Origin of the sequence: Candidatus Cyanaurora vandensis, assembly GCF_013285555.1 — a bacterium.
In the GTDB taxonomy this organism is placed as follows: domain Bacteria; phylum Cyanobacteriota; class Cyanobacteriia; order Gloeobacterales; family Anthocerotibacteraceae; genus Cyanaurora; species Cyanaurora vandensis.
On sequence record NZ_JAAXLT010000101.1, the window covers coordinates 1 to 7,323 of the forward strand.

Consider the following 7,323-nt stretch of genomic DNA (forward strand, 5'->3'; position numbering starts at 1 on the left):
AATAAACTTTATCTATTTCTGCTTTGAATTCTTGCCGAAGAATCCTGCTAGACGCTGATTTCAGTGACGATACCAAAACTGAAATATTGTTGTCAGGGTGAAGGTCTACCAATAGATGCACATGCTCGGGTTCACCGTTGAACCACAACCTGTACGATGATTCTTCGCCATAGGAAGTGGTATGCCTCGATTACCGTCAACGGTGATCCCGTCCGGTCTACTGGTGAAGGTGCCGTAGGTATTGATTTGGGTTGCAAGGAAGCGATCACACTTTCCACTGGAGAGCAAATCGCAAAGCCTGAGTTTCTCAAAGAGGGGCAGCGCAAAGTCAAAGCAGCAGGCCAAAAGCTACGCCGCAAACGTGCGCCCCACCGTAACAAAAAGATCAAAGCCTCATGACGGTGGCAAGCGTTGCAGAAACGTAAATCTGTTTACAACGCAAAGTTACCCGACAGCGTGAGGATTGGTTGCACAAAACCACCAGCAACATAAGGGGTCCGGTACCGGACCCCTGTCAGCAGTAATAGCCTAGTTGCCGGCGAACAGCTCAATGTCAAAGGGATGACCAGCAAAGCCAAGCAAGGGAAACGCAAAGCTCAGAAAACTGGGCTAAACCGCTCCATGCTGGAAGTGGGTTTTAGCATGATTAGCAAAATGCTTGAGTACAAGTTGGCTGAGGCAGGGGGCTTCTATGTGGAGTCTCCAACTCGTCAGCTCAAACCGTCTCAGCGTTGTGCCAAATGCTGGGAACTCACGCCTAAAACGCTCAAAGATAGAGTGCATATCTGCTCTAACCCGAAGTGCGGTCATACCCAAGACAGAGATGTAAATGCTGCTCAAGTCAATTTGATTTGGGTAAAGGGGCCAGGAACTGTCCTCTCAGGCGCAGAGTCGCCAAGCTCTACCAATTGCGGAAGCATAAGGCAACTTGGGGCGAAGAAGCGTCAAAAATCTCAAGGCAAGGTAGATGGGGATTTAGAAACCCCATCTACCTATGCGGTGGGGTAGTTCATGCACAAGTGTTGAATGTTGTAACAAAGGTTTATGCAGTTGACACACGACTCTCTTGACAATCCGGAAAGGAGGTTTTCTTCGTAGCCTCTCTAACCCATGCATGTAACTTATTTCCTGACACATATAAGACTGTAGATAGCGGATTTTATCTAACAGCTTATCTCCCCACATTTTTGGGGTTAAATATCCAACTGTTTTAAGTTGATCAAGCGAGTGCCGTAGGTCTCGATGAATTCACGGCGCGGCTCAACTCGGTCGCCCATCAGGATTGTGAAGGTCCGGTCTGCGTCAGCCGCATCCTCAATGATGACACGCTTTAAAGAACGGGTGGCGGGGTTCATGGTGGTATCCCATAGCTCCTCCGGTTGCATCTCGCCTAGACCTTTGAAGCGTTGCATCTCCGTCTTGGTATTAGCTCGTAACCCCTGGAGGATAACATCGCGCTCAGCATCACTGTAACAGTAACGAGTCTCAATGTTGCGACCCCCGCCAATCTTAATCTTGTACAGAGGCGGCTGAGCAATGTAGATATAACCCTGCTCAATTAAAGCCCGCTTGTACCGATAGAAAAATGTCAATAACAATGTGCGGATGTGTGCCCCGTCCACGTCCGCGTCAGTCATCAAGATAACGCGGTGATAGCGTAACTTACTCATCTCAAATTCTTCAGACTTCAGCCCCAACCCCAACCCGGTAATCATTGCCTGGATCTCAGTGTTGTTATAGATCCGGCGGTCATCGGCCCGTTCAATATTGAGGATCTTCCCGCGTAAGGGCAAGATTGCCTGGAAACGGCGGTCCCGTCCTTGTTTCGCTGAGCCTCCCGCGCTATCGCCCTCGACGAGAAATACTTCGGAGCGAGCGGGGTCGCGTTCGGAGCAGTCGGCGAGTTTACCAGGGAGAGAGCCAGATTCGAGGGCGGATTTGCGGCGGACCAGTTCACGGGCTTTGCGGGCGGCTTCGCGGGCGTTCCGGGCATTGAGAGCTTTGGCGATGATGTCTTTGGCGACTTTGGGGTTGCGCTCTAGCCAGTCCAGTAGGTTCTCACCCAGGACGCCTTGAACAGCACCCTGGACTTCGTTATTAAGGAGCTTGACCTTAGTTTGGCTCTCAAATTGAGGGTTGCGGACCTTGACGGAGATGATGGCGGTCAGCCCCTCGCGCACATCGTCGCCGCTGAAGTTCTCTTCAGATTCCTTGATCAAGTTACCCTTACGGGCATAGTCATTAATTACCCTAGTCAAAGCATTACGGAACCCGGTCAGGTGAGTGCCGCCGTCGGGGTTGCCGATATTGTTGGCATAGGCATAGACCGAATCACTGTAAGCATCGGTGTACTGTAGGGCCACTTCTACTTGCACTTCATCGCGGGTATTCTCAAAGTAAATAACCGGGTGTAGGGCAGTCCGCAAGTTGTTGAGAAATTCTACATAGCTTGCGATTCCACCCGCGTAATGGAACTCCTGGTAACGATTGGGTGTGCCCTCTGCTAACCGTTCATCCAGGAGGATAATTTTGAGACCACGATTGAGAAAGGACATTTCGCGCAGACGGACCATGACGGTATCTAAGTCAATCTGGGGGACCTGGGTTTCGTTAACCGTATCTTTGAAAATGCGCGGATCGGGATAAAACGTGACTTTAGTACCGCGTTTTTTGGTCGTGCCGATTACTTTCAGAGGCGCAAGGGGAGCACCAACACTGCCGCCGGGGTTATAGCCGCGAAACTCAATGAAATGAACTTTGCCATCGCGGTAAACTTCCACAGGCATCCGCTCAGAGACTGCATTGACACAGGAGGCCCCGACCCCGTGCAGGCCCCCGGAGACCTTATAGCCACCACCGCCAAATTTACCCCCAGAGTGCAAAATACTGAAAACCGTCTCCACGCCACTCAAGCCCGTTTTCTCAACGATCCCTGTGGGGATACCGCGTCCGTTGTCCTCGACAGTGGTGGACCCGTCTTGATGCAGGGTGATGTAGATCTCAGTGCAGTAGCCGGCGAGGGCTTCGTCCACGGAGTTGTCTACAATCTCGTAAAGACAGTGGTGCAGAGCCGCTTGGTCCGTCCCGCCAATGTACATCCCTGGTCGGACCCGCACCGCCTCTAACCCCTCCAATACCTGAATCTGTTCGGCACCGTAGCCACTCTCTACTGATGTGCCGGGATTGGTTTGGTCCTGGGTCATGGTGAAAAGCTCCAATGGTTAAAATGCAGCTAAAACGCGCTAGGAGACTAGCCAGTTATAAAGCTTGTGATCCAGCCTCAACTATAACATACGGGGGTCTCAGCCGCTTTAGCGCGGTCTAGCCCTCAGTCTCAGTCCGGTTTAGATTCTGCCAGAGGTCTACAATCCGGTGTAGGTAGGCAGATTGGTTGGTATCCCCGCTCTCAGCCAGTTGGTCAGCCCGCGCCAAGGCCAACTGTCGCCACCGTTGGTCCAATAGCGGCAAATTCGCCCGGAAGATGCCCAACTCCTCACCGTTGGGGCAGACCAGGAGTTGTTCAATTAAGTCGAGATAGGGTTGGTCGGTGGTGGACATGGGACTCCTCGATTTTTGTCCTTATTTTGCCAGGATTTGGTCTCAGGTGGGGGGTAATAACCCCAGGTTATGACTGGCGATGGTGAGAGTCTGGTGGGCAACGACGCGGGCGCGTTCAGCCCCGGTTTTCAGAACAGTCTCTAAATAGCCCACTTCCTGGGTCAGTTCACGGTAACGAGTCTGCATCGGGGCCAAGAAATTAATAGCAGCTTCACTGAGTCGCGCTTTAAAGGGTCCGTAACCGCTGGTAGCAAACTCTGCTGCCACTTGGCTCGGTTCTTGATGGGTCAGCAGCGCGTAAATAGTAAGCAGGTTGGTGGATTCGGGGCGGTCGAGATCGAGGCTCAGACCGAGTTGGGGGTCGGTTTTGGCGCGTTTAATTTTTTTCTCGATTTCCTTGGGCGTATCCAGTAAGCTGATGCGGCTCAAGTCGGAGGGGTCGGACTTGGACATCTTCTTAGTACCGTCCGTCAGGCTCATCACCCGTGCGCCCTCGGGTTGAATCCAGGGTTCAGGAAGGCGAAAGGTCGGGCCGTAGCGGTCATTGAAACGACGAGCCAGGTCACGGGTGACTTCAATATGTTCTTTTTGGTCGGCCCCGACGGGTACGCCGTGGGGTTGGTAGAGCAGGATATCAGCCGCCATCAAGGCCGGGTAATTGAGGAGACCCGCGCCCACATTCTCGCCTTGGCGGAGACTCTTTTCTTTGTACTGGGTCATACTTTCTAGCCAGTTGAGGGGCGTTTGGGTCATCAGGAGCCAAGCCAACTGACTGTGGGCCGGGACGTGGGACTGCACAAAGACCGTAGCGTAGTCCAGATCCACACCACAGGCGAGATATAGAGCGGCAACAGCGCGAGTGGCGGCCCGCAACTCGGCGGGGTCATGGGGGGCGGTGATGGCGTGGAGGTCCACGACACAGAAGTAGTTGTCGTACTTAGCTTGGGTCTGGACCCAGTTGCGGATGGCCCCCAGGTAGTTCCCGAGATGTAGCTGTCCGGTGGGTTGAATACCCGAGAAGGTACGGAGTTTGGCGTTAGTCATCGGTTGTAGTTTCTGGTCTATTTCATCCTACTCCTAGTCTGTAGGAAATTGAGGAGTGCTACTATTTGATGAACAACGAGTTTTTCAAGTTGCGGAGGTTAATTTCCATGACTGATGACGAACTAGAAGCCCTTCTGCAAGATATCGAAGCCGATTGGACTGAGCGCAAATCCTCCATATCCGATAAAGAAAAAATCTGTCAAGCTATCTGTGCCTTTTGTAATGATCTACCTAATCATAAGAAGCCCGGTGTCCTTTTTATTGGAGCTAATGACAATGGTAGCTGTACCAATTTAGTTATTACAGACCAGCTCTTACAAAATCTTTCTGCTATCCGCTCGGATGGACACATACTTCCCATTCCCGCTACTTTGGTTCAAAAAAGAACCATTGGCAATTGTGATTTAGCGGTAGTAATTGTGCAGCCTGCTGATGCTCCTCCCGTTAGATATAAAGGTCAGGTATGGGTTATGGTCGGTCCCCGCCAAGGGATTGCTTCTGCCCAGGAGGAGCAGCGTTTAGCTGAGAAACGCAAGTCAAAGGATTTACCTTTTGACCTGCAACCTATCGCAGCGGCTAGTTTGGACGATTTAGATTTAGAATTTTTTCAGAGGACTTATTTAGCTTTGGCCATAGCGGAAGAAACTCTTCAAGAAAACCACCGTTCTGTAGAACAGCAGCTAACTTCTTTACGTTTTGCCACTATTGATGATGCTCAGCCAACGGTTTTAGGTATCCTGACCATTGGGAGTGATCCACTACAATTTTTCCCAGGAGCATATATTGAATTCCTCCGTTTTGAAGGTCAACAACTCACCGATCCAATTAAAGACAATAAAAGAATTGATGGTCCTCTATCTGAGTTATTACATTCTCTAGATGAGGTTCTAAAAATTAATATTTCCACTGCTATTGACTTTACAACATAGACCATGGAAATAAGATACCCCGACTATCCCCTAGAAGCTCTGCAACAGTTAGCAAGAAATGCTGTTATGCATCGTATGTATGATGGCACCAACGCACCCATTAGGATTAACTGGTTTAGCGACCGTATTGAAATACTGAGCCCAGGCGGTCCCTACGGTCAGGTAAACCGCTATAATTTTGGACAGTCTGGAGTGACAGATTACCGCAATCCCCACTTAGCTGAGGCGATGAAAAACCTGGGTTATGTTCAGAAATTTGGTCTTGGTCTACCAACTGCAAACAGTAAACTCAAGAAGAATGGTAATCCTCCCTTTGAATTTACTGTTGAAGATTCCTATATCCTTATCGTTGTGAGGAAAGCATAGTGGCTGTTACGACCATTGCATTCTTCAACAATAAGGGCGGTGTGGGTAAGACCTCCCTGGTGTACCATATTGCCTGGATGTTTTGTGATTTGGGTGTTTCGGTAGTAGCCGCAGACTTAGACCCGCAGGCTAATCTTACGGCAGCTTTTCTCGAAGAAGATGCCCTGGAAGAGTTAATCGAGAGTGACAATAGTCTCCCGACCACTATTTTTAGAAGTATTGAACCGCTTAAAAGGGGAGTCGGTGATGTGGTAGAGCCAATAATTCAAAAAATTGAAGACAACTTAATTTTAATTCCGGGAGATTTACAACTCTCAAGTTTTGAGGATCAGCTTTCTGAGAATTGGCCTAAATGTTTGGATAGTGACGAGCGAGCTTTTCGCGTCATGTCGGCGTTGTGGAGAGTTTTACAGAAAGCAGCTAGTACGCAGGAAGCAGACGTAATCCTTATGGATTTGGGACCTAACTTAGGGGCAATTAATAGAGCAGCATTTATTGCCGCAGATTATGTGGTCGTACCTCTGGCTCCAGATATCTTCTCTATCCAAGGGTTACGCAATTTAGGCCCCGCCCTCCGACGTTGGCGCGGAGGGTGGGAGGAAAGGTTGAGGAAATCTTTTGCTGAAGACTTACGCCTACCGACGGGGAGTATGCGACCCATCGGCTACATTGTTTTACAATACTCTGTTCGTTGGGACCGACCGGCTAGGGCCTACGGACGCTGGATTTCTGAAGCCCCCAGGGTTTATCGCCAAGAAGTACTAAACGAGTCTGTTAAGAATACTTTATCTACTGCTCAAGATATTCATTGCCTAGCACTATTGAAAAATTACCAAAGCCTCATGCCCATGGCTCAAGCAGCCCATAAGCCGATGTTTCATCTCAAACCTGCTGATGGGGCTATTGGTAGTCACAGTTACGCAGCACATAATACCTATGGGGATTTCAAACCATTGGCTCTGAAGATAGCTAATCTTGCCGGAATAAAAATTCCTGCAAATATCAATTCACCATGACAGATTGACGCTTCAAGGCTTTCTCTGCTTTACGCAAATGACGGAGATTCTCTACTGTTCTACCCTCACTATCGGTATAGAAATGTAGCAGTCCCAAATCAATACCGACTGCTGTGCCGGTCTCTGGCTGAGGTTCTGACCGTTCTATATCTATACAGAATTGCACATAATAGTCATCTGCCCGACGGACTATCCGTACTCTTTTAATTTGCTCTACTAAATAGAAATTTAAGTTTCTCGTGCCGATTAGCCTAAAACAGCCTGCATTATTTTTATCGGTGAGGGTTATCCGTTTACGGTCATCAGATAATTTCCATCCAGTAGTTTTATATTCCACTGACCGAGTATTCTTCTTGAACTGTGGATAACCTTTCTTGCCGGGGGTTTGCTTTTTGCAGTTATCAAAGAAG

At 49.4% G+C, this 7,323-nt stretch carries 7 protein-coding genes and 2 pseudogenes; 4 read left to right on the forward strand and 5 right to left on the reverse strand.

The window, feature by feature from the left end; translation table 11 throughout:
• A pseudogene (locus tag HFM78_RS16205) lies at nt 1-142 on the reverse strand (transposase); the annotation flags it as partial.
• 419 nt (nt 143-561) lie between these two features.
• Here HFM78_RS16205 and HFM78_RS06880 point away from each other — a divergent pair.
• Nucleotides 562-1,008: a transposase gene (locus HFM78_RS06880; protein WP_287128690.1), complete on the forward strand. Its 447-nt coding sequence runs from the start codon at nt 562-564 to the stop codon at nt 1,006-1,008.
• Nucleotides 1,009-1,193: 185 nt separating this feature from the next.
• Here the strand turns inward: HFM78_RS06880 and gyrB are convergent, their stop codons facing one another.
• The 3 genes from gyrB to trpS form a co-directional block, all read right to left on the reverse strand.
• A complete protein-coding gene (gyrB, locus tag HFM78_RS06885) occupies nt 1,194-3,203 on the reverse strand; it encodes a DNA topoisomerase (ATP-hydrolyzing) subunit B (protein WP_287128691.1) in 2,010 nt (669 codons plus the stop codon).
• A gap of 118 nt (nt 3,204-3,321) precedes the next feature.
• On the reverse strand, nt 3,322-3,558 hold the full coding sequence (locus HFM78_RS06890; protein ID WP_287128692.1) for a hypothetical protein: 237 nt from the start codon (nt 3,556-3,558) through the stop codon (nt 3,322-3,324).
• Between the two features lie 42 nt (nt 3,559-3,600).
• Nucleotides 3,601-4,602, reverse strand: a complete 1,002-nt coding sequence (trpS, locus tag HFM78_RS06895) for a tryptophan--tRNA ligase (RefSeq protein ID WP_287128693.1) — start codon at nt 4,600-4,602, stop codon at nt 3,601-3,603.
• Nucleotides 4,603-4,709: 107 nt separating this feature from the next.
• On the opposite strand from trpS, the gene HFM78_RS06900 reads away from it, so the two are divergent.
• From HFM78_RS06900 to HFM78_RS06910, 3 genes are all read left to right on the forward strand, one after another.
• Nucleotides 4,710-5,531, forward strand: a complete 822-nt coding sequence (locus HFM78_RS06900; protein WP_287128694.1) for a helix-turn-helix domain-containing protein — start codon at nt 4,710-4,712, stop codon at nt 5,529-5,531.
• Between the two features lie 75 nt (nt 5,532-5,606).
• Complete coding sequence (locus HFM78_RS06905) at nt 5,607-5,897, forward strand: ATP-binding protein (protein WP_287128695.1); 291 nt, start codon at nt 5,607-5,609, stop codon at nt 5,895-5,897.
• Entirely contained in the window at nt 5,897-6,913 is a 1,017-nt protein-coding gene (locus HFM78_RS06910) for a ParA family protein (protein ID WP_287128696.1), read from the forward strand. Before HFM78_RS06905 ends, HFM78_RS06910 begins: the two co-directional genes overlap by 1 nt.
• 7 nt (nt 6,914-6,920) lie before the next feature.
• Here HFM78_RS06910 and HFM78_RS06915 read toward each other — a convergent pair.
• Nucleotides 6,921-7,323: pseudogene (locus tag HFM78_RS06915) on the reverse strand (RNA-guided endonuclease InsQ/TnpB family protein); the annotation flags it as partial.

Bases quoted from the DNA above. Each gene is read 5' to 3' on its own strand.
- HFM78_RS06890 (WP_287128692.1), bottom strand. From the start codon at position 3,558: ATGTCCACCACCGACCAACCCTATCTCGACTTAATTGAACAACTCCTG.
- HFM78_RS06905 (WP_287128695.1), top strand. From the start codon at position 5,607: ATGTATGATGGCACCAACGCACCCATTAGGATTAACTGGTTTAGCGAC.
- gyrB (WP_287128691.1), bottom strand. From the start codon at position 3,203: ATGACCCAGGACCAAACCAATCCCGGCACATCAGTAGAGAGTGGCTAC.
- HFM78_RS06880 (WP_287128690.1), top strand. From the start codon at position 562: ATGACCAGCAAAGCCAAGCAAGGGAAACGCAAAGCTCAGAAAACTGGG.
- trpS (WP_287128693.1), bottom strand. From the start codon at position 4,602: ATGACTAACGCCAAACTCCGTACCTTCTCGGGTATTCAACCCACCGGA.
- HFM78_RS06900 (WP_287128694.1), top strand. From the start codon at position 4,710: ATGACTGATGACGAACTAGAAGCCCTTCTGCAAGATATCGAAGCCGAT.